The organism is Vallitaleaceae bacterium 9-2 (assembly GCA_038396585.1).
Lineage (GTDB): Bacteria > Bacillota > Clostridia > Lachnospirales > Vallitaleaceae > UBA1351.
In genome coordinates this window covers 2,399,458-2,422,783 of record CP121691.1, presented here as the reverse complement: position 1 = coordinate 2,422,783, position 23,326 = coordinate 2,399,458, and the positions used below count along the sequence as shown (strand labels likewise).

Genomic DNA, 23,326 nt, shown 5'->3' with positions numbered 1-23,326 from the left:
GCATGAGCCAAATAGTGCTAAAAAATGTGACAAAACATTTTACGACAAAAACCTTAGGAACCATTACAGCAGTAGATAACTTTAACTTAGAAATTGAAGAAGGAGAATGTTTTTCCTTCTTAGGTCCATCAGGTTGTGGAAAAACAACAACTTTGCGGATGATTGCCGGATTTGAAGACTTATCTGAAGGTGAGATAGAACTTTGTGGAAAAACAGTGTCCAATGACCGGAAAAAAATATACGTTCCACCAGAAGATAGAGGTTTGGGAATGGTATTTCAAGCATTTGCTGTATGGCCGCACATGAACATATATGACAATGTGGCATTTCCTCTAAAAGTACAAAAGGTGAATAAAAGTGAAATTAAGGAACGGGTTTCCAAAGCTTTAAAGCATACAAAGCTTTCAGGAATGGAACGTGTGTATCCTTCCGATTTATCTGGAGGACAACAACAACGGATTGCTTTAGCCAGAGCGATTGTGACCAACCCAAAAGTCATGCTTTTAGATGAACCTCTCTCAAACTTAGACCCCAAATTACGTGAATCAATGCGGTTTGAGATTAAGGAACTACAGAAAAAGTTTAATTTTACCATCATTTTTGTAACCCATGATCAATCTGAAGCGATGGCATTATCTGATCGGATGATGGTTATGGACATGGGTAAGATTATGCAAGTCGGAAAACCGGAAAATCTATATAACAATCCAAAAAACCGGTTTGTACATAGTTTTTTAGGGCAATCCACATTTATTAATGTAGAGCTAAAAGATGGCAAAATTTATCCGGCAGGAGATCATCGACAAGCAATCCCGATGGCGTTACCTGATAAGGCCAATGATAAAATGATTCTTGCCACGAGACCGAATGAAATATCTTTGAATCGAACCACAGGATTCAAAAGCAAAATCGAAAAAAGAATTTTTATGACAGACTGTACCCGATATATGGTGAAAGTCGGAGAGCAAATATTGCAAATAGAAACTCCGCACCACAATGAGTTTAAAGAAGGTGAACCATGCTATGTTGATATACACAATCCAATGTGGTATGAAGATGATGGAGGTGAGGCTGAAAAAGAACGTATGAAACGACAATTAATATAGTGCTAAGCTCAAAAAAAGATCAACATCCGATGATGTTGGTCTTTTTGATATTTATAGAGGGTTGGACAGCAGACAAACTTCCAAGTATAATTATGTATAGTGTAAAAAAATAAAGTGGGGTAAGATATGGCATATACAGTGATTTTAGTTGATGATGAAGATGAAGTGCGTGGACGCATCGGATCAAAAATTGAAGAAGTTGAGGCTTTTGAAATAATTGGGACAGCATCCAATGGCTATGACGCGTTGGATTTATTAGATGAGATGACACCTGATGTGATTATTACAGATATTAAAATGCCTTACGTCGATGGTATTGAACTAACACGAAGTATAAAAGAAAGGTATCCGACGGTAAAAGTTGCAATCATATCTGGTTACGATGATTATAGCTATCTTAAAGAAGCGATTAATCTTGATGTTGCCGCTTATTTATCTAAGCCGATTTCAACAGAAAACATTCAGACATTTTTAGCAAAAATAAAAGAAAAACTAGATGAAGAAAAGGCACAAGTCAAACGAAAAGAAGAAATTGAACTGACACAAATTCGTGCGCGTGTGCTTAAACTATTACTTACGGAAGAAGATTTAAGCCATATAGAGCACTATTCACTCGAAGAATTAGGCATTAACGTATCGAGTGAGTTTGTCTTGGTCTCTAGCGAAATTAAAAATAGCGATGGGGATATTGTGGCAATAGAGAAGAAAAAAAATCAGTGTTCTTTATTAACGTATGATTTAATATCCGAGGTGTTTACAACCTATCATTTTGTTTTTGGCAAAAAAATCATCAGTATCATAGAAGTAAAAGGGGAGGCATTTGAGAAGGAACTCGATAGCTTATTATACAAAATATATAATTACCTGCGAAAGTATTTGAACGTAGAGATAGCCATTGCAGTTAGTGCCAAAGCCCCATTTAAAAGTCTCTCAGCTTTATATAAACAGTCAAAAAGAGCGCTGGAAGAGAGTGAGATTACAGATAGAATTCCCATAAATTATTATGAAAAGCTGGAAAAATCTTCGGAAAAACTTTTTTTGGATTTAGAAGATGTTATTGAATTTAAAAAAAATATGCGGTATATGGATGAAAAACTGTTTGTAGAGTATACAAAACAGTGTGCAAAAAAAATAAATGAGGATAGCCGTTATGATATTTTTGGGATCGTTATGACCCTAAGTGGACTATTATTGGAATATGCAAATGCGGTTGAAGTAAACATTAGTGAAGCCTTGGATATAAATCGTATCAAAACCTATATTGATGATCGCAATATTGATGGTTTTATGAAGTTGATTGTTCAACTAACCGCCCAAATCAAGTGTGATGTCATCTCACGTAAGACAACTAAATCCAACGAGATTTTGACCAATATCCTTGATTATATTGAAAATGAATTTAATAATCCACAGATGAGTATGGACTTGGTTTGTGAAAAGTTTCATATTAGCGTCTCATACTTAAGCACATTGTTTAAAAAAGAAACAGACACTACCTTTAATAAATACCTTGTCAGTAAACGTATTGACCATGCAAAGCATCTATTAGCCACAACAGAAGATAAAATGGTAATGATTGCAGAACAATGTGGGTATAAAGATGTGTATTATTTTAGCCATAGTTTTAAGCGGGTGACAGGAAGCACCCCCCGAAGATATAGAAAATCTCAAGAGGTATAATACATATGAAAATTAAAGAATTTTCCATACGTACAACAATCATTACAACCATATCGATCATATTAGTCATAGCGGTGTGTTTGTCTGTATTTATTATCTTTAATATCATTACATCAAAGACCAAAGCATTAGTTTATGATCAAGCCAGTGAAATTAATAAGCAAATTGTTCTCAATTATGAAAATTATACCAACGGGGTTAAAGATATTATGACCCGCATACAAAAACGTGTAATTATGATCGACGCTAAGAATGAATATACTACATTACGCGAGTTTTTTCTAAACTTAGAGGAAATTGAGCCGGATATAGAAGCTATCGCATTATTTGATAATTCCGGTGAAGTTATTGTCTCAACCCAGACCATTGGAAAAGATAGTAAAAAAATTGCTGTTAAAAACTGGTTTCGAAATGCTATTTACGAAGATGATATTATTCATTTTAGTGCACCTCATGAACAGGATATTTTTGAAATACAAAGCGATGAGGTAATTACTGCGTCAAAAGAAATTAAATATGTAGATGAAGGTATGACGAAAAATGGTGTATTGCTTATTGATATGAACTTTGAAAGTCTGGACTCCTTATCAAAGATTACGAATCTAGGCGAGACCGGGCATATACTTATCGTTGATGATAATGATAATCTCATCTATTCTTCAGACAGGCAAAACCATAATACAAAAAGTAAAAGTTATACGTTGATAAAAGAAAAAATATTTGGACGTGCTACGGCGACGATTAATGGGACAAGTATGGCGATGAACATTAATACCATTAGTTCAACAAGGTGGAGAATCGCAACATTTCAAAACATTGATTCAGTTAATGATGGAATGAATCAAGCGCTTTTGATGGTGGTTGGACTGGGGATTGTTGCTATTATTAGTACAATTTTAATCGCTTCTTTTGTCGCTAGAAAAATAACAGATCCACTTACAAAGCTGGACAATGCGATTATCGATTTTCAACATGGGAATTACACGACCAAAGTTGCTATTGAAGGACAAAAAGAAGTCAAGATTGTCAGTCAGGGGTTTAATGATATGATTGATGAAATTCAACGCCTCATGGATGAAGTGGTCAAAGAGCAAGAAGGAAAGCGCCATACAGAAATCAGCGTTTTACAAAATCAAATCAATCCGCACTTTCTATACAATACGTTGGATTGTATTATTTGGTTGGCAGAAAAAAAGCGCAATGATGACCTAGTTAGTACAGTGAATGCGCTATCGACATATTTTAGAGTGAGCCTTTCTAAGGGAAAACAGTTTATTCCCATATCGGAAGAATTAAAGCATATTGAAAGTTATATGCTCATCCAGACGATGCGTTATAATGATATATTTGAATATACTATTACTTGTGAAGCACAACTTGAAAAATTAAAGATTATGAAACTATTACTCCAGCCCCTGGTAGAAAATGCAATCTATCATGGTATTGACAAAGATGAGGACGATGGCTATATCCATGTCAATATTTATGAACAAAATGAAAATGTATTTCTTAGTGTAACGAACAATGGATATGGCATCAGTGCGTCTAAAATTCAAGAAATCTATAAAGGAATGGAAGAGGGAAATGCTAAAGGCAGTATTGGGATGAAAAATGTATATCAGCGCATCAAACTTTTTTATGGTGATCAAGCACGCATACATATTGAAAGTGAATTGGATGAAAGTACAACCATAAGCATTATCATTGCAAAGGCAAAGTTGGAGGAACAAGAATGAAAAAAATCATGTTAGTTGTAGCTCTATTCGTATGTAGCATAACCCTTGTTGGATGTGAAAAAGGCGAGACAGAAGTTGCCGTATTACTTTATGATAATAGTGATCCGTTTATTTATTCTGTGGGACAATATTTACAAGAATATCAAAACGATGAAATAAACATCCGAATTTATGATAGTAAAAAATCGCAAATTGTACAAAATGAAATCGCAGAACAACTATATGATGAAGGGATAGACCTTTTAATCATCAATCCGGTTGAACGTTTAAGTTCATATATTTTTGTGGAAAAATCCATCCAGGAAGATGTGCCTATTATCTTTTTTAACCGAGAGCCCTTAAAAGAAGACCTTGATGCCATGGATGATGTCTATTATGTCGGAGCCAATGCGACAGAATCAGGTGCCATGCAGGCGGAAATGATTGCTGAAGCATTTGGGGGCTCGACAGAGAATCTTAATGCGTATGATACCAATGGGGATAATATTATTCAATGTGTTATCTTCAAGGGAGAGCAGGGACATCAGGATGCGGAAGAGCGAACGACAGTCGTTATTGATGCACTTGAACGTGAGGGATATCAAGTCGAAGTATTAATGACCCAAGTGGCAAATTGGAATGAAAATGAGGCCTACCGGGACATGGAAGAAATCATGCTTCAATATGGAGACGCCATTGAATTACTTATTTCAAATAACGATGCCATGGCTATCGGAGCGACAAAATACTTAATGGATAATGGATACTTTGGACAGCAGATGCGCGGGACGGTTATCGAAGTCCCTTTTGTCATTGTCGGAATTGATGGATTAAGTGAAGCGATTGACTTTATCAAAAATGGCTATATGTATGGAACGATTCTTAATGACGGGAATAATATGGCTAATGCAATCTTGGAACTCACAGAATATATTATTGAAAATCCTGATAAAAAACTGAATTATAATCTTGAAGACGATAAGTATATATGGATTCCGTATAAAAACTTTGTGTTTGATTGAATAAATATATGCAAAAAAACCAAACTGTGTAAGAAAACACAAAAAGGACTGTGAAAATTCACATTTTCTTAAAAAACCCATATGATATACTAAAAAACGTAGTAGATAGCACAAAAAATTGTGCAAAATAACAAAATATCATATAAGTGTATATAATACACGGGGAAGGAAGAGAAAATGAGAAAATTATTAAGTATGATTCTTGTATTAGTGATGGTTTTATCTTTAGCAGCATGTTCAAGTGATGAAGCAGCTGATGACACAACGACAAATGACGATACGTCAACCAATCAAGAGGCTTCAGGAAGTGATGAGACTGAGCAAGACAGCTCTGAAATGAAAGAAATAACTATTGGAGCGAATATTTATAACTTTGCTGATAACTTTATGAATGGTGTTGTATCGCCAGCATTAAAAGAGCACGCAGGCGCAGCAGGCATTACCATTAATATTGTTGACTCAGAGAATCAACAAAATAAATTAAATGACCAGGTAGATATCTTCATCGGTCAAGGCGTAGATATTTTGGCAATTAACTTAGTGGATCCGGCATCTGCAGGAACAATTATTCAAAAAGCAAAAGATGCGGATATTCCTTTGATTCTTTTTAACAAAGAAGCAACAGAAGAAGGCATTATGGATACATATGACAAAGTATGGTATGTAGGAACAGCTTCAAAAGACGCCGGAATTATTCAAGGTGAAATGATGGTTTCGGACTGGCAAGCAAACCCAGAGTGGGATAAAAATGGTGATGGAACGGTTCAATACGTTTTACTAAAAGGAGAACCAGGACATCCAGATGCTGAAGCAAGAACAGAATATTCTGTAAAAGCATTTGATGAAGCAGGGATTGCGGTAGAAGAACTTGCAATGCAACCAGATCCAAAGTGGTCAACGGATGGTGGTTATGACAAGATGACAACATGGTTAGCATCTTATGGCGATAGCATTGAATTAGTTATCTGTAACAACGATGGAATGGCATTTGGTGCGATTAATGCCATGAAAGAACAAGGGGTAGAGATTCCTGTATATGGTGTTGATGCGCTTGCGCAAGCACTTAACCACGTTGCAGATGATGAAATGAATGGTACTGTTCTTAATGATGGTAATAACCAAGCAAAAGCTGTTATCGATTTAGCGGCAAATATTGCAAACGGTAAGGATCCTATTGCAGATACAGAGTGGACACTTGATGAAGTCAAAGCGGTTCGTGTTCCTTATGTTGCAGTAACAAAAGATAATTATCAAGACTTTCAATAAATAATTATACGAAGTGTAAATATATGCGCCAATGCCGATAAGGCATTGGTAGCATTTTGTAAAAAAGATGCATAGTCTGTAACAATATAGTCTAAGGTTAGGTGAAAAAATGGACAAGCAAAGTATATTATCAATTGAAAATGTATCTAAATCTTTTTCGGGTGTAAAAGTATTAGATAAAATATGTCTTGAGGTTAAACCCGGGACTGTACATTCATTAATGGGTGAGAATGGTGCAGGAAAATCAACGTTAATGAAATGCCTGTTCGGAATATATAAGCAGGATGAAGGTACTTTTTATCTAAAAGGAAACCAAGTGGATTTTACTGATCCAAAACACGCATTGGAAAATGGTGTTTCGATGGTACATCAAGAGCTCAACCAAGTTATTGCACGAACAGTTAGTGAAAATATTTGGCTGGGAAGATATCCAACCAAAAGAGGGTTTATTGATGAGAAAAAAATGTATGAAGATACCAAAGCCCTTTTTGATCGAATCAAAATTAATGATATTGACCCGGATACAAGGCTCAGTGAACTGTCCGTATCCAAGCGTCAGATGGTTGAGATTGTCAAAGCCATAAGCTATGATGCGAACGTTATTGTATTAGACGAACCTACCAGCTCACTCACAGAACAAGAAGTTAACAAGTTATTTGAAATTATTGCAACACTTAAAGAACAAGGATGTGGAATCATCTATATTTCACACAAAATGGATGAGATATTTGCTATATCTGATGAAGTTACTGTATTACGAGATGGTCAATATATTGGAACCAAAAATATTGAAGAATTGGATATGGATAAGATAATAAACATGATGGTCGGTCGCGACCTCAGCCACCGTTTTCCACCGGTTACAAATGTACCCGGAGAAGTGAAGATGGAGGTTAAGAAATTAAAAACGAGGTATGAGCCCAAGGTCTATGATGCCAGTTTTGAACTTCGAAAAGGTGAGATACTTGGAATCTATGGTCTAGTTGGCGCAAGGCGTACCGAATTGTTGGAAGCTATTTTTGGTCTGCGAACGATTGAAAGTGGAGAAATCTTTGTTGACGGAAAACCCTTAAACAATTCAAGCCCGCATAAGACTATTGAAAGCAAGTTAGCCCTGGTTACCGAAGAACGCCGAGCAACGGGTATCTTTGATATAGCCAATATTCGCTTTAATACCTGTAGCGCCCATATTCGAAGCTATGTTGGAAAATTTGGCTTACTTAGCGAAAAGAAAATGTTCAAAGATACAGATGAACAGATTAAAAATATGAGCATTAAAACCTTTAGTCAAGAATCGTTGATTCGTGAACTTAGCGGAGGAAATCAACAGAAGGTTATTATCGGAAGATGGTTGGTTACAGAACCGGATATTTTGCTACTGGACGAACCAACACGAGGTATTGATGTTGGAGCGAAGTATGATATTTACAATTTGATGATTGAGTTAGCCAATAAAGGGAAGTCAATTATCATGGTATCTTCAGAGATGCCAGAACTTCTTGGTGTAACTAATCGAATCATGATTATGAGTCGAGGGTATGTGGCAGGCATTGTGGATACAAAAGAAGCGGCTCAAAATGATTTGTTGAAGCTATCAGCAAAATTTTTATAGTAGGGTGGTTATGATATGAATTTTACAAAAAGAGTAAATACCAGAATTGAACGATTTAAAAAAATGAGTGGTCGCGATTGGTTGAACTTCTTGATTAACAATGCAATATACTTGGTAATGACCGTTCTGATTGCCATTGTTATTGTTCGTGAACCCAATTTCTTATCTATCAGTACATTAATTAATGTATTAAGTCAATCATCAGTTAAGCTTATTTTAGCCTTTGGGGTTGGAGGGATTATTATCCTTCAAGGTACCGACTTGTCCCTTGGACGCTCTGTTGGTTTTGCCATGGTTATCTCGGCTTCTCTCTTACAAGCAACAAATTATGCATCAAGATTTTATCCAGAGCTTTGGTTAACGAATACGCATGTTGTCGTGCGTCTTGCCATTCCACTTTTGATTGCAATGGCTGTGTGTGCTGTGTTTAGTATTATCAACGGTTTAGTTGCTGCGATATTTAAGGTGCATCCATTTATTGTTACCTTAGGAATGAGCGTTTTCCTATATGGAGTATTAACACTTTACTATAACTCGCCAGAACAAGGTGGACAACCGATTGGAGGTTTGGATAAAGCGTATTCAGGCTTTGTACAAGGACGTATTACATCCCTTGGTCCCATCGAATTTACCGGAGGATTTTATATTCCATGGTTGGTCATCTATGCGATTATTGTCAGTGTGATTGTATGGGTTTTATGGAACAAAACCGTTTTTGGTAAGAATATGTTTGCAGTCGGTGGTAATCCGGAAGCTGCGGCTGTGTCTGGTGTTAACGTTGTTAAGACATTTGTACTTGTGTATATGTTAGCCGGTGCGCTCTATGGATTAGGTGGTTTCTTAGAAGCCGGTCGAATCGGTAGTGCCAATAACAGTTCAGGGTTTAACTATGAGCTTGATGCAATCGCGGCCTGTGTTGTTGGTGGGATTTCTTTTAGTGGTGGTGTCGGTAAAGTATCTGGAGCCATTGCCGGGGTATTACTGTTTACCGTTATGAGTTATGGAATGATTTTTGCCAATATTTCCTTCGAATACCAAAACATTATCAAAGGTTTTATCATTGTCTTTGCGGTAGCCCTTGATACACGAAAATACCTTAAGAAAACTTGATCATCTTATAGAAATTAAGTGTATGATTTATAAAAATCGCCCGACTAATCGGGCGATTTTTTTTGCATATTCTTGATGTAAACATAAGTGTTATAGTTTGATTTTAAAGACGATTTTTTTGACGAAAGAAGGGGTTTGATCCATAATACCAACTTTATGGGCATCATTTGGCCAACATACTATAAAGTCACCAGGACCAAGAAATAGGGTTTCATCCTCAGAACCATCAAAAAAGGCGATGTCTTTTTTACAATCATATGCTGTGCGTCTTTGAAGTTTTTCTTTATGAGCAAGGGCAATCCCCTCGATACCTTCTAGAATATAGTGAATATCAATATGGGTTTCATGTGCTTCAAATATACATTGATTTTCAGGTCTTGTTTCAAGTTCCACGATATTCCCATAAACTTCGTTATCGATTAATACAATAGGATTTAGGGGTAGGTCGTTGGTTGATAATGTGTACAAATATTTAAGGACTTGACTTATCTTTTCCAAACTAGTGGAATAATTCGTAGTATAGATTGAATCGTATAGCATATATGATGACCTCCAAAAATTAATAGCCTCATTATATAAAATGCTATGCAACTATTAAATGTGATAAAAGACCGATAATAGCATAATACGACTTTTTTTATTGTGAATCAGTAAGTTTTCGCGTAAAATATGTTCATATAATTGATTGGAGGTAAAAAAATGGGTGCATTTGAAGATTCAGTAAAATTTAATTTTTTGTATGTTGATAAATATCGATTTGGACGAACTTGGGTGTATCAAGAAAGTGTGATTCCATATAGTTTGTTGAGATATATTGTAGAAGGAAGTGGTGAGTTTGATATTGCAGGCGAAAAGTACATTATAAAAAAGGGACAAATTGCCTATATACCGGAACGAAGCCTTATGTCCTGCAAGGCGCTTGAAGATAATTTTACATTTATTAGTATACGTTTTTCTACATCTGTTTTTTTTGAAGGTGCAGATTTTTTAACTCAATATTATGGGATTCCTAAAATTATTGAGGGAGATCAGCAGTTAAAACACTACTTTTATGAAACCTATGAAAGTATACAAAAACAGGATATGTCAAGAATGTTAAGAATGCATGGAAACTTAGAATTAATTATTGCAAGCATTATTGAAAAAACATCTCGTCAAAAGCCGGAAGTTGAACGTAATATTCGTACCTATGAAAAAAATGTGTTTTCTTTAGAAGAGATTCGACGACGAGCAAAGACTCAAGATCTAATGGAAGATCCTAGGATTCGGGTGGTTATTGATTATATCGTGTCCCATCCGACAGAAAAATATACATCTAACCAGCTAAGTATCATGTCTGGACTAGCGGAAACTACCTTTCGTCGGCTCTTTAAAAAACAGACAGGAAAGTCACCCATACAATTTATTAAAGAGATTCGTTTGACAACAGCGGCACGCCTTCTCTTAGTGACTGATGATAATATAAATGATATTGCCTATGAAGTTGGATTTGAAGATGCTAATTATTTTATACGTCTCTTTAAAAAAGCATTTGGGATGACCCCGAGACAGTATAGATTTACAGCACATGAATTTAGATGAAATGACTGATTAATGGTCGTAATATGCTACTATTAGTTGGAATTTATGTATAAATGCATAAAAAATCATCTTATAATACGTGTATGGGAAGCAAAAAATGCCATATCAAAATTAGGAGGAAATGTGTTATGAAAAAGTTCTTAAGCAGTGTACTAATTGTTGTTATGATGGGGATAACATTAATGGGATGTAGTTTGAACGAAGAACCAGAGACGCAGAGTCAAGATAGTTCCGAAAACACAGAGACCGCACAAACAGAAAATACAGGTAGTGAAGAGATTCAAGAGCTTGAAGGAGAGATTACTTTTTGGCACTCGTTTACACAGGGGCAAAGACTAGACGTTATACAAAAAGCGGCGGATGAATTTATGCAACAGAACCCAAAAGTCAATATTATTATTGAAACTTATTCTTGGGGGGATTTTTATACTAAGTGGACAACTGGACTTGCTTCTGGAAATATTCCGGATATAAGTACAGCGCTTCCTGGACATGTAGTAGAAATGATTGATGCAGAAGCTTTAATGCCTTTAAATGATGTCGTCGATGCTATAGGTAGAAATAAATTTGCAGAAGCGACACTTGGTGAAGGAACTTTAGATGGGAATAATTATTCGGTTCCATTATATTCACATGCACAGGTAATGTGGTATAGAAAAGATTTATTAGATGAAGCAGGGATAGAGGTTCCGACAACATGGGATGAATTTTATGAAGCGGCTGTAAAATTAACAACAGATGATGTTTATGGTATTTCAGTTCCTACTGGATCCGGTGACTTGATGGGAACGCGTTTTTTGAATTTTTATGTACGTAGTGGTGGCGGTAGTTTATTAACAGAAGATTTAAAAGCAAATTTAACCAGTGATTTAGCTATAGACGGGATAAAGTATTGGGCAAAACTCTATAATGAAACATCACCAAAAGATTCAGTTAACTATAAAGTTTTAGATCAAGCAAATTTATTTTATCAGGGTAAAATGGCATTTGATTTCAACAGTGGATTTCACGTTGGAGGTATAGCTAATAACTCACCAGATTTATTAGATGATATTTCATGTGCTCCGATTCCAAAAATAAATGCAAATGATCCAGAGTATGGAATTGAAACATCAAATATTCCAATTGTTTTGTGGAAAAATACAGAGTATCCTGAAATTGCAAAAGCATTTATTGAGTATATTTATAATGAAGATATTTATATTGAATTCTTAGAATCTGTTCCTGTTGGAATGTTACCTGCTATTGCGGGAATTAAAGACAGTGAAAAATATATGGAAAATGAGACAATACAACAATTTGCAGATGAAGTTGATGTTATTAGTGAGGCTGTTGGAAAAGGAACAGCAATCGGTTTTGAACATGGACCAAGTGTTGAAGCGGGCTTACTGGCTTCACAATCAATTATAGAAAATATGTTTCAATCCATTTTAGTTGGAGGAGTAGACGTTGAGACGGCGGCTCAAAAAGCGGAAGATGAACTTAATGAATCATTTGAAATGATGCAATAATTTATTTTATAGAAGGGATGGATTCTATCCCTTCTATAAAAAATAGAATGATAGGTGGTTAGGAATGTTTGTGAAAAAAGAACGTAATTTAACGAGATGGATATTTGTCCTTCCGGCTTTACTAGTTGTTGGAATGTTATTAATATATCCAGTATTTTCCAGCATATATTATAGTTTGACATCAAAGCATTTAATAAAACAAAGTTATTCATTTATTGGATTTAAGAACTATATATATGTTCTACAAGACTCAGCATTTTATGTTGCTTTATTAAATTCCATAAAATGGACTGTTTTATCCTTGACTGGACAAATATTGATAGGGTTTTCAGCAGCATTAGCGTTACATCGAGTTGTTAAATTTAAAGGAATATATAGGACGTTATTGATTATTCCATGGGCATTTCCATCGATTGTAATTGCACTTTCATGGAAATGGATTTTGAATGGTGTATATGGATATGTACCTAATCTCTTATTTGATCTAGGATTAACGACAGAACGATTGCAGTTTTTTAGCGACGCAAATCTCGTATTTATGACTTTGGTTTTTATTAATGTGTGGTTTGGAGCTCCGATGATTATGGTCAATATATTATCAGCACTGCAAACAATTCCTAAAGATCAGTACGAAGCAGCGAAAATTGATGGAGCAAAACGGTGGCAGTCTTTTGTACATATTACTTTACCTCATATTAAAATAGTTGTTGGATTACTTGTCGTTTTGCGAACAATTTGGGTATTTAATAATTTTGATATTATTTACTTGCTAACAGGAGGTGGACCGGCAAATCTAACAACGACACTTCCGATTTACGCATACAATATGGGATGGGGAACTAAATTCTTAGGACGTTCATCAGCGGTTACAATATTACTTTTGCTGTTTTTACTTGTAGTCACAGGTGTTTATTTTACAGTTATACGAAAATGGGAAAAGGAGGAAAGTTAAAATGGAAAAAAACAAAAAAACTATCCTTGGGAATTTTATGTGTCATATATATCTCATTTTCTTAACGATTATTGCAGGTTTTCCTTTGGTTTGGATAATATTGTCGTCCGTTAAAGAAACAGGAGAATTAACTTCCAATCCAACATCGTTTTGGCCAAAATCTTTTACATTAAGCAATTATATACATGTGTTAAATGATTTAGGATTTGCTCGAAATATTAGCAATAGTATTTTGATTGCCTTAGCAACAACTGTTATTGCCATTACAATTTCTGCCATGGCGGCTTATGGAATCGTACGATTCTTTCCAAAATTTGGGAACCTAATGTCTAAAGCGCTCATTATGACTTATATGTTTCCGCCTATTTTATTAGCGATCCCGTATTCGTTGGTAATGGCAAAAGCTGGATTGGTTAATACACGCTTAGGGCTTATCATTGTATATTTATCCTTCAGTGTACCCTATGCCGTGTGGATATTGGTTGGTTTTTTTAAAACAGTGCCTATTGGTATTGAAGAAGCAGCTCGCGTCGACGGCGCCAACAAATTCGAAGTGTTTATTCGCATTGTATTGCCATTGGTTGCACCAGGGATTGTTGCAACGGCTATCTATACCTTTATCAATGTGTGGAATGAGTTCTTATATGCACTGATTTTAATTAATAGCACTGATAAAATGACAGTCGCAGTAGCTTTAAAATCACTTGAAGGTGCAGAAATATTAGTTTGGGGCGATATGATGGCGGCCTCGGCTCTAGTTGTTATACCTTCCGTAATTTTCTTTAGTATTATTCAAAAAAGGATTGCAGGAGGATTAGCAGAAGGATCAGTAAAATAATATTAACAAATATAACAATACTATAAATGTTTGGAGTGAATAAAATGAAAACTATTGGATATGCAATTGTAGGAACAGGATATTTTGGAGCAGAATTAGGAAGAATTATGGAAAGCTTAGAAGGAGCAAAAATTGTGGCGGTGTATGATCCTGATAATGGCGACGTAGTAGCCAAAGAGCTACAATGTGATGTGGAAACGGATCTGGATTGTCTCTTTTCACGTCAAGATGTAGAAGCCGTTATTGTAGCCTCTCCAAATTATTTGCATAAAGAGCCGGTTATTAAAGCGGCAAAGCATGGTGTGCATGTATTTTGTGAAAAACCTATTGCACTCTCATATAGTGACTGTGATTCCATGGTTAATGCGTGTGATGAACATAATGTGATTTTTATGGCAGGACATGTGATGAACTTTTTTCGAGGTGTAAGGCATGCCAAAAAACTTATTAATGATGGAGTTATAGGAGATATTCTATATTGTCACGCAGCACGTAATGGCTGGGAAGAAAAGCAACCGAATATCAGCTGGAAAAAAAACCGAGAAAAATCAGGAGGACATTTATACCATCACATTCATGAACTTGATTGTATTCAATTTATAATGGGACAACCTCAAAATGTGGTTATGACCGGTGGGAATGTTGCCCATCATGGTGAAGGTTATGGTGATGAGGATGATATGTTATTTATCAACTTAGAATTTGAAAATAAGCGATATGCTTTGCTGGAATATGGTTCGGCATTTCGATGGAGTGAACACTATGTGTTGATTCAAGGGACAAAAGGAGCAATACGCATTGATATGCAAGATGTAAAGATGACCTTGAAAATAGGGGATTCAGAAGAATATTTCTTGGTTCATGAAACGCAGGAAGAAGATGATGATCGGACTCGTATTTATAAAGGATTAGAAATGGATGGAGCCATTATGTATGGTCAACCGGGCAAAAAACCTCCAATGTGGTTACATGGAATAATGAAAAATGAAATGAAATTTTTTAATGAACTGATGCATGGAAAAGAAGTTGACGACGAGTTTAAACCGCTCTTAACAGGAGAAGCGGCAAGGATGGCGATAGCAACAGCTGATGCACTGACACTATCGTTGCAAGAAAATCGAAAGGTGGCTTTAACGGAAATATATCATGGATAACAATAAGCAGATAAACCAGAAAATAATTGAGTGTTTAAAAAATGGTTTGATTGTATCTTGCCAAGCGTTAGAAACTGAACCTTTATACCTAGAAGAAGGTGGTATTATGCCTTTGATGGCAGAAGCGGCAAGACAATCGCATGCAGTAGGGATACGTGCCAATGGGGTGCGCGACATCCTGCAGATTAAGAAAAAAGTTGACCTGCCAATCATCGGTATTATAAAAAAAAGCTATGAAAATTTTGCTCAATACATTACGGCAACCATGGATGAAGTGGATCAATTGGTGAGTGTTGGGACAGATATCATCGCATTTGACGCGACTTTGCGCCCAAGAGGCGATGGATACACAGTGAATGAATATATTCGTCAGATCAAAGAAAAATATCCTGATCAATTGTTAATGGCGGATATATCAACATTGGAAGAAGGCGTCAATGCTTATAAAGCAGGGGTCGATTTTGTGGGGACCACTTTAAGCGGTTATACCGATTATTCCAGGCAGGACCAGGGGCCGGACATGAACTTAATTAGAAAGTTATCTCAATCAATGCATATTCCCATTATTGCCGAAGGAAAAATTCATTACCCCGAACAGGCCAAAGAGGCCATTAAAGCAGGAGCGTATGCCGTAGTTGTAGGCGGCGCTATTACGCGTCCGCAAGAAATCACCTATCGATTTTGGACAGCGATTAAGGAAAAAGAGGCGTAAGACGATGAAAAAATATATTGGTATGGATATTGGTGGGACATCCATAAAATATGGAATTTTTGATGAAAAGGGCCAAATACTCTATTGTAATGTAGAAAAAGCAAATATTGATGACTATAAAGTCCCTTTGCTTGACCAGGTGAAAAAAGTTGCGAAATTGATTGATGTATATGCAAAGGAAAACCACCATTATATTGAAGGTGTTGGAGTTTCGGCAACAGGGCAAGTCGATAAAGCGACGGGTACAATCATTGGTACCTGTGGCAATATTCCCGGTTGGATTGGGGCGAATTTAAAAAAGACTCTTGAAGCGATATTTGATAAAAGTGTTACTGTTGAAAATGATGCAAACTGTGCGGCTATTGCAGAGCACTGGATTGGTCGTGGGAGAGGATATGACAACCTGATTGTCTATACAATCGGAACGGGTATTGGGGCAGGTATTATTCTTAACGGTCAAATATACTCTGGACATTTGGGGATTGCGGGAGAAATTGGTCATATGATTATCGATATGCATGGAAAAAGCTGTACATGCGGCAACCGGGGATGTTTTGAGCAGTATGGATCGACGACAGCATTGCTCAAACAGGCGAATCATATGCAAATGATTAGCAAGGAGGTCGGTAGCGGTCTTGAGTTTTTTGAACGCGTAAATTATCATGAAGAGCCTTTAGAAAAACTCTTGAAACAGTTTGTTGATTTTCATGCCACGGGTATTACTAATTTGGTGCACGTTCTAAATCCAGAAGCAATACTTATCGGTGGAGGTGTCTCTTCCCAAGACCGTGCCTTAATAGAACCGATACGAAAACAAACAATGCAGAAGCTAATGCCTGCATTTGCAAAAAAGTTAGTGATTCAATCGGTCCAATTGGATAATAATGCAGGTATGATTGGAGCCGTAAAAAATTATATAAATATATCATAGGTGAAAGGAAGATGCTCATTGGGTAATGAGCATAAAAAACATATGCTAAAATACGATATTGAACCGTTTAAAGAAATTACTGTTGCATTAAATACACCATTTATGGCGAATGAAGAGATTGATGTTGAAGGAACCAAAAAACTTGTAAGGTATATGAAAAATAAAGGCGTTAAGAGCCTGTATGTCTGTGGGAGCACTGGAGAAGGTTTTCTTTTAAGTATAGAAGAACGCAAACAAATTGTTGAAGCGGCTATAGAAGCTGCGGGCGATGATATGAAAATTATTGTCCATGTGGGAACAGCGTCGACAAAGTTATCTGCACACTTGGCAGAACATGCACAGTCCGTTGGTGCCGATGCAATTTCAGCGGTTCCATCAGTGTATTACCGCTTAGGCGAAGAAAGTGTTTTTCAACACTGGACCAAGATTATGGAGGCTTCAGACTTGCCTTTTATTATCTATAACATACCTCAATTGACAGGCTTTAATTTATCAATGCCACTTTTTCAACGTTTAATTGAAAATGAAAAAGTGATTGGCATCAAATGTTCATCAGAACCTGCCCACGACATTATGCGTTTTAAACAGGCTGGCGGAAAAGAGTTTCTAGTATTTAACGGACCAGATGAACAGTATTTGGCCGGTCGTGTTATGGGAGCGGATGCTGGAATAGGAGGAACCTATGGAGCAATGCCAGAACTATACATAGCACTTGAAAAGTTGATTCGAAAGGGTGAAATTGATAAGGCGATTGAAGCGCAAAAAATAATAACGGATTTTGTGTATCGATTATGTAGTTTCGAATCTCTTTATGGTGCAGTAAAGGCTATTTTGAAGCTAGATGGGTGTGATATAGGAAATCCACGTCTACCTTTCTTACCTGTTAGTACAGAAAACCTTGAATTGATAAAATTATATTCGGATATTCAAACAGCAAAAGAAAGTCTAAAAAATATGTAAAACATATTCGTATGCCATAAAATCATTTTAAGTCCTACATATAACTTGAACAAATAAGTTTGAGTTTATATATAGGATTTTTTTTGCAATTTTAAGACGTGTGTGTGATAATATCTATAATTAACAATCAAAAGCCGAGGAAAGTATGAGGTTAATCATGGAACAGGTGTTATTTAAAATTGCACAGGTTTTTGCTCAAGAAAACATACAATGGGGGATTGGCGGCTCCTTACTGCTTAAGCATTATGATCTTGTCAAACAAGCCAGAGATATTGATATTATCATTGATAAAAAAGACATTGATAAAGCACTTAATCTCTTAGATATGATGGCAGAGCGACAAGCTATCCCTGAAAAAAAAGAATATCTGACAGAACACTTTTATGTGTATGCCATGGAGAACATAAGTATCGATATCATGGTGAATTTTCGTATTCGCCATCATAAGGGGAACTATGACTTTATTTTTGATAAGCATTCGATTGTGAAAAGTCAAGAAGAAGGACAGCCGATGCTCGCCTATACACGCCTTGAAGACTGGCTGGTAGCTTATGCCTTAATGGAAGGACGCCAGGCAAAGGTTGAGATGATTCGGTCGTATTTTGAAAGGCAAGGAGGGGCAAATAGGCTTCTATTAAACCGTGCGCTGGAACAGGAGTTACCAGAGGAAATTCAAAGTCTAATTAAACAAGTCTTGGCGTATTCATAACAGCGATAAAGAGGAGGTATATAGATTTGACAATTCAAATATTTGGAAAAAAGAAGTGTTTTGATACTAAAAAAGCGGAGCGTTTTTTTAAAGAGCGCGGGGTGAAATATCAACGGGTCGATATACTGGATAAAGGGCTGAGTAAGGGCGAGCTACGCTCAGTGGTTAGTTCGGTAGGAAGCTTAGAAGCCCTTCTTGATGAAGAGGCGAAAGAGTATGCGATGATAAAATATTTGGTTGCCTCTCATCGTGAGGAAAAACTTTTAGATACACCGTCAGTGTATAAAACACCGATTGTGCGGAATGGAAAAAAAGCAACCATAGGCTATGCTCCTGAGACATGGAAAGCATGGCTGGCATCATCCTAAAAAGATTAAGATGACACCGATAAGCATATTGCACGTACCGATAAGTTTGCCACGTAGGTGCGACTCTTTAAAAATATATCCGCCGAGAATGACAGATACAAAAACGGAGACAAAGCGTATAGGCATGATGACAGAGATTTGACTTTGGGGCATTGCAACAGCCATAAAGTATAATCGGTCGGATAGAACAATTGCCAAGCTAGTGAGTAGGATAGTGTAATGAAATCCTGGGGCAAAACGTTGCTGCTTACGGTAACTTGTTATGAAAAAAGTCAGTGTATAAAAAATCGTTAACAAGAACATAAACCAAAACTGCATTTGACCGGCGTTAATATGACGCAGTGCAACCTTGTCGATAAGTCCGCTTAACGCACTTAGAAAGGCGCTTAAGAGCATGAGATACAGGTATTTGTTCTTCAAAAAGGCAAGAAGGTCATGAGTACCTGATTTTCCGATAAAATAATAAGCGCCAAGGATGATAGCAAACCCAAGAACTTGTAAAAAGCTGAGGCTTTCGCCAAGAAGCAGTACACCAAAGATTAAGGTGAAAAGTGGCGTCAAGGTTTTTAAAGGGCTAACCAAACTAATTGGTAAGTACTTAAAAGCCACAAAGCCTAAGATCCAACAAAAGTAAATAATTACAGACTTTAAGACAATGATTGGAAACCATTGAAAGTCTATACTAAAAGCGTTTTTGTAGTCATAGGCCAAGAGTAGAAAACTGAACAGAGAATAAAAAGATAGCACGTTAATGACAGAAAGTTTTTGCGTGGCCATCTTTTTAAAAATATCAAAAAAACCTAGAATAATTCCAGACAATAAAGCGAATAATAACCAATAATGCATCATCGACACCTCTCAAAACATAATTTGTTCATTTTATTTTATATTTTAGGGAATGTCAAGGGGCATACATCTAGTTTTTTTAAAAGAAGTATGGCATAATAGCAAAGGTATAAAATAAAGAAGTGGAAGGAAAAACAATGAGAAGTGAAAAAATAGTAGCCGTTACCCATAGTGGGTTTTTTCATGCGGACGAAGTAATGGCATCTGCAATATTAATCCAGCTATATGATGAAGTGACTATTATTCGTAGTCGAAGCCAAGAAGATTTTGATAAGGCAGATATTGTTTTTGATGTTGGTGGTGGCGAGTTTGATCATCACAGTGATTATAAAGAATACAGGGATAGTGGAGTACCCTATGCAGCATGTGGCTTGATTTGGCGAGTGTATGGTCCAAAGCTCATTCAAAAGATAAAGCCATCGTTTACAAAGGAACAGGTAGAGGAAGTTTTTTATAGTGTGGACAAATCAATTATTGAAAGCATTGACGCCATTGATAATGGCTATTTTATCGAAAAAGCTGAGGTACATATGCCGACCCTAAATCAAATCGTTAAGAGTTTTAATCCAAACTGGAACTCCGATGAAGACCCGGATGAGCAGTTTCATAAAGCAGTGGAGTTTACTACACCAATACTTTTAAATGCAATACAAGGTTCGGTTGCATCCATTGAAGCAGAAAAGATTGTAAAAGAGGCGTATGAACGGCGCGAAATAGAAAATATTCTTGTGTTAGACAAATTTTGTCCATGGAAGCGTCACCTTCAAACCTATGACGAAGAAGGAAGTATTATCTATGTGATTTTCAAAGATTTGGTCAATGGATATCGGGTTCAGGCGGTCTCGGAACCAGATTCGCAAGTGACAATTAAAGAATTTCCAAGAGAATGGGCTGGAAAATCCCCAGAGACAATTAATGATTTGGTGGAGATTGATGATGCGATTTTTGTGCATCCAGGCGGCTTCATAGCCGGGACCAAGTCCTTGTCAAGTGCAATAAAAATGGCTGAACTTGCATTAATATATTAAGAAGAAAGGGTCAAGGTGGTACCATGAAAGTAGGAATTATCGGCTTGGGAGATATTGCAACAAAGGCATATTTACCCATTATTACATCGATGTCACATGAAATTGTTTTGTGTAGTCGTACGCAAGACGTTACCATAGCCATAGCAAAACAATATAGAATTAAAGAGTATTGTTTTGACTATAAGGAGCTTTTAGAGCATGCTGTGGATGCAGTGTTTATCCATGCAGCATCGTCGAGTCACTATAGTATGATAAAGTTTTTCCTAGAACATAATATCCATGTGTTTGTCGATAAGCCGATCTCTTGGTATTTAGAAGAAACTATGGAAGTTTATGAATTGGCCAAAGACAAAGGGCTGGTATTAATGGTTGGATTTAATCGAAGGTATAGCCCAAAGGTCAAGAATTTGCTGGAACTAGAAAAGCCTTCTACACTGATTATACAAAAAAATCGTCATAATCTTCCGGGAGATATTCGTCAGTTTATCTATGATGACTTTATTCATGTAGTTGATACGTTGTTATACCTTTTCCAAAATCAAGAAAAGGAATTCGATTATAATGGGCGTATTATAGATAATCAATTACAAAGTTTAGCATTGATTTTGCAAGGAGAAGGTGCCACAGCCTTTGGAAGTATGAACCGGATGTCGGGTATAAAAGAAGAAAAGATTGAATATATTAGTGCTAATGAAAAGCATTGTATTGAGAATCTGGATTATGAGTGGGTCTATACGGACAATAAAAAGACGCTTGTAGACTATGATGATTGGACGCCGACGCTTAATAAAAGAGGATTTGAAGAATTAATACATCAATTTTTAGCATGGACGAATACCCCGGATGCGTCATTAGAAGCCCTTGAATTATCACTTCGTACCCATGAAGTGTGTGAATATTTAGTGATGGAATTTGAGGAGAGTACATGGATGAATTAAAAAAAGCCTATTTAGAGTGTAAAAAGTATATTGGCGGGCATGGTCCTAGAGAGGTATCCATTCTAATGGAGGCCTTTGAAAATGTGGATATACATACAATGAGTGATATATATGGAGAAGGTGCATGGATTGATATATTTCAAGAAGAGTTGGCGCTAGAGGCAGGTAAAGAAGCGGGGATTTTTTTTCCGAGTGGAACCATGGCGCAGCAGATTGCCCTTCGTATCGCATGTGATCAAAAAAATATATATACAGTTGCATATCACCCATTGGCACATCTGGAGATTCATGAGCAAGATGGCCTAAAGAAACTGCATCACATAAAAACTATTTTATTAGGAGACCAGGAGCATTTGTTGAACTTCGACGATATTGTATCTGTTAAAGAACCCATCGGCTCCTTGCTTTTAGAACTGCCCCAACGCGAGATGGGAGGATACCTTCCTGAATTTAAAGAACTGGTTGAAATATCCACATATTGTAAACAGCAAGGTATTCACCTTCATCTTGATGGTGCTAGATTGTTTGAAGTGCTTCCTTATTATCAAAAAACGCTTAAAGAAATATGTGATTTGTTTGATAGCGTGTATCTATCATTTTACAAAGGTATTGGAGCGGTTGCAGGAGCTATCCTTTTGGCGGATGAATTCTTTTGCAAGGAAGCCAAAGTCTGGAAACGTCGTTATGGTGGAGACCTAATTAGTTTGTACCCATATATTATTCCGGCAAAATACCATATGGAACGTCGACGTCCGCGTATGGGGATGTATTATGAAAAAGCTAAAGAGATGGCTGGCCTATTGAATAAAGTTCCGAAAATTAATACACACCCACATATTCCCGTGTCAAATATGTTCCATGTATCGGTAGAGTGTTCAAGTAAAAAACTTACTAAGATTTTACAGAACGTATATCATTCGACAGGAATAGGGCTGACCGGTTATGTTAAAGAAAAAAATGAGAATGTGTGTAATTTTGAAGTATCTATTGGCGACGCAATATTGCAACTTAAACAACAAGAAATTGACGGTTTTGTTCAACAATTAGAAAAATTATTGAACGATGCGTGAGGAGCATATAGTCATTTAGTCCTATTTCACCCTAGAAATAAAAAGAAAACCCTTTAAAATCAGGTGTTTACGCCTTGTATATGAATCTACTATAACATGATTTTACAATGTCCCATGCATATCAATGGATGTATGTGATACACTTAAATAGTGGGATGCGTATTCGAGCTCTCGGTCTTTACTGGGAGCTTGAATGCAAGGAAAAATAACATCAGAT

The 23,326-nt window shown here is 36.5% G+C and carries 22 protein-coding genes; 20 read left to right on the top strand and 2 right to left on the bottom strand.

The annotated features are described in order from the left end of the window. Positions 1-2 precede the first annotated feature (2 nt). From QBE53_11410 to mglC, 7 genes are all read left to right on the top strand, one after another. A complete protein-coding gene (locus tag QBE53_11410; protein ID WZL80411.1) occupies positions 3-1,106 on the top strand; it encodes an ABC transporter ATP-binding protein in 1,104 nt (367 codons plus the stop codon). Between the two features lie 126 nt (positions 1,107-1,232). Further along, positions 1,233-2,786: a response regulator gene (locus tag QBE53_11405; protein WZL80410.1), complete on the top strand. Its 1,554-nt coding sequence runs from the start codon at positions 1,233-1,235 to the stop codon at positions 2,784-2,786. A 5-nt stretch (positions 2,787-2,791) separates the two neighbouring features. Continuing rightward, positions 2,792-4,522 carry a sensor histidine kinase gene (locus QBE53_11400; protein WZL80409.1) on the top strand — a complete coding sequence of 577 codons (1,731 nt, stop codon included), beginning with the start codon at positions 2,792-2,794 and terminating at the stop codon, positions 4,520-4,522. Beyond that, positions 4,519-5,523 (top strand): galactose ABC transporter substrate-binding protein, encoded by a 1,005-nt coding sequence (locus QBE53_11395; protein WZL80408.1) that lies wholly within the window; start codon positions 4,519-4,521, stop codon positions 5,521-5,523. Before QBE53_11400 ends, QBE53_11395 begins: the two co-directional genes overlap by 4 nt. A 177-nt stretch (positions 5,524-5,700) precedes the next feature. After that, the gene (gene mglB, locus QBE53_11390) at positions 5,701-6,789 is read left to right on the top strand and encodes a galactose/glucose ABC transporter substrate-binding protein MglB (GenBank protein ID WZL80407.1); all 1,089 of its coding nucleotides are present in this window, start codon (positions 5,701-5,703) and stop codon (positions 6,787-6,789) included. Positions 6,790-6,898: 109 nt separating this feature from the next. Next, positions 6,899-8,401, top strand: a complete 1,503-nt coding sequence (locus tag QBE53_11385; protein WZL80406.1) for an ATP-binding cassette domain-containing protein — start codon at positions 6,899-6,901, stop codon at positions 8,399-8,401. A gap of 15 nt (positions 8,402-8,416) precedes the next feature. Further along, positions 8,417-9,511: a galactose/methyl galactoside ABC transporter permease MglC gene (gene mglC, locus QBE53_11380; protein WZL80405.1), complete on the top strand. Its 1,095-nt coding sequence runs from the start codon at positions 8,417-8,419 to the stop codon at positions 9,509-9,511. A 90-nt stretch (positions 9,512-9,601) separates the two neighbouring features. On the opposite strand, the gene QBE53_11375 is transcribed toward mglC, so the two are convergent. Continuing rightward, entirely contained in the window at positions 9,602-10,051 is a 450-nt protein-coding gene (locus tag QBE53_11375; GenBank protein WZL80404.1) for a YhcH/YjgK/YiaL family protein, read from the bottom strand. 159 nt (positions 10,052-10,210) lie between these two features. Between QBE53_11375 and QBE53_11370 the strand changes: the two genes are divergently transcribed. The 10 genes from QBE53_11370 to QBE53_11325 all read left to right on the top strand — a co-directional run bounded on the left by QBE53_11370 (position 10,211) and on the right by QBE53_11325 (position 19,227). Further along, positions 10,211-11,092: an AraC family transcriptional regulator gene (locus QBE53_11370; GenBank protein WZL80403.1), complete on the top strand. Its 882-nt coding sequence runs from the start codon at positions 10,211-10,213 to the stop codon at positions 11,090-11,092. A gap of 128 nt (positions 11,093-11,220) precedes the next feature. After that, complete coding sequence (locus QBE53_11365; protein ID WZL80402.1) at positions 11,221-12,603, top strand: sugar ABC transporter substrate-binding protein; 1,383 nt, start codon at positions 11,221-11,223, stop codon at positions 12,601-12,603. A 64-nt stretch (positions 12,604-12,667) separates the two neighbouring features. Then, positions 12,668-13,555, top strand: coding sequence for a sugar ABC transporter permease (locus tag QBE53_11360; GenBank protein ID WZL80401.1), 888 nt, complete (start codon positions 12,668-12,670; stop codon positions 13,553-13,555). A gap of 1 nt (position 13,556) precedes the next feature. Further along, positions 13,557-14,393 (top strand): carbohydrate ABC transporter permease, encoded by an 837-nt coding sequence (locus QBE53_11355; protein ID WZL80400.1) that lies wholly within the window; start codon positions 13,557-13,559, stop codon positions 14,391-14,393. 44 nt (positions 14,394-14,437) lie between these two features. Next, the gene (locus tag QBE53_11350) at positions 14,438-15,547 is read left to right on the top strand and encodes a Gfo/Idh/MocA family oxidoreductase (GenBank protein ID WZL80399.1); all 1,110 of its coding nucleotides are present in this window, start codon (positions 14,438-14,440) and stop codon (positions 15,545-15,547) included. Next, entirely contained in the window at positions 15,540-16,259 is a 720-nt protein-coding gene (locus tag QBE53_11345) for an N-acetylmannosamine-6-phosphate 2-epimerase (protein WZL80398.1), read from the top strand. The genes QBE53_11350 and QBE53_11345 overlap by 8 nt, the downstream gene beginning before the upstream one ends. 4 nt (positions 16,260-16,263) lie before the next feature. Next, the gene (locus QBE53_11340; protein WZL80397.1) at positions 16,264-17,190 is read left to right on the top strand and encodes an ROK family protein; all 927 of its coding nucleotides are present in this window, start codon (positions 16,264-16,266) and stop codon (positions 17,188-17,190) included. 18 nt (positions 17,191-17,208) lie between these two features. Further along, entirely contained in the window at positions 17,209-18,150 is a 942-nt protein-coding gene (locus tag QBE53_11335) for a dihydrodipicolinate synthase family protein (protein WZL80396.1), read from the top strand. Between the two features lie 157 nt (positions 18,151-18,307). Beyond that, positions 18,308-18,859 (top strand): hypothetical protein, encoded by a 552-nt coding sequence (locus QBE53_11330; GenBank protein ID WZL80395.1) that lies wholly within the window; start codon positions 18,308-18,310, stop codon positions 18,857-18,859. 26 nt (positions 18,860-18,885) lie between these two features. Further along, on the top strand, positions 18,886-19,227 hold the full coding sequence (locus QBE53_11325; protein WZL80394.1) for an arsenate reductase family protein: 342 nt from the start codon (positions 18,886-18,888) through the stop codon (positions 19,225-19,227). Here the strand turns inward: QBE53_11325 and QBE53_11320 are convergent. Then, positions 19,219-20,076 (bottom strand): DMT family transporter, encoded by an 858-nt coding sequence (locus QBE53_11320; protein ID WZL80393.1) that lies wholly within the window; start codon positions 20,074-20,076, stop codon positions 19,219-19,221. The two genes, QBE53_11325 and QBE53_11320, sit on opposite strands and share 9 nt — an antisense overlap. A gap of 134 nt (positions 20,077-20,210) precedes the next feature. Between QBE53_11320 and QBE53_11315 the strand changes: the two genes are divergently transcribed. The 3 genes from QBE53_11315 to QBE53_11305 are packed head-to-tail and all read left to right on the top strand — an operon-like array spanning position 20,211 to position 23,109. Next, complete coding sequence (locus QBE53_11315; protein WZL80392.1) at positions 20,211-21,101, top strand: MYG1 family protein; 891 nt, start codon at positions 20,211-20,213, stop codon at positions 21,099-21,101. 23 nt (positions 21,102-21,124) lie between these two features. After that, positions 21,125-22,039 (top strand): Gfo/Idh/MocA family oxidoreductase, encoded by a 915-nt coding sequence (locus tag QBE53_11310; GenBank protein ID WZL80391.1) that lies wholly within the window; start codon positions 21,125-21,127, stop codon positions 22,037-22,039. Further along, positions 22,027-23,109 (top strand): beta-eliminating lyase-related protein, encoded by a 1,083-nt coding sequence (locus tag QBE53_11305; GenBank protein WZL80390.1) that lies wholly within the window; start codon positions 22,027-22,029, stop codon positions 23,107-23,109. Before QBE53_11310 ends, QBE53_11305 begins: the two co-directional genes overlap by 13 nt. Positions 23,110-23,326: the final 217 nt, after the last annotated feature.